Genomic DNA, 236 nt, shown 5'->3' on the forward strand with positions numbered 1-236 from the left:
CTCTCCGGGATCACCGCCCCCGCCGCGGCGGGCACGGGCGAGCTCGTGATGTCCGTGCGCTACGCCGACGGCAGCACGACCGAGGTGCGCCATGCCCTCGTGGTCACCGCGGCCCCGTCCCCCACCGAGCCGGAGCAGCCCGCCCCGTCCCACCCGGGCAAGGGCCATGGCAAGGGCCAGGACAAGGGCGCCGACCACCCGGGCACGGGCCGCGTGAAGGGCGAGGGCCACCCGGG

Annotated in this window: 1 pseudogene; it reads left to right on the top strand. The window is 78.0% G+C overall.

The annotated features are described in order from the left end of the window. Positions 1-236: pseudogene (locus KVS67_RS13180) on the top strand (bifunctional metallophosphatase/5'-nucleotidase); the annotation flags it as partial.

Source organism: Micrococcus sp. GbtcB5 (assembly GCF_019091605.1).
Classification (GTDB): Bacteria; Actinomycetota; Actinomycetes; order Actinomycetales; family Micrococcaceae; genus Micrococcus; species Micrococcus luteus.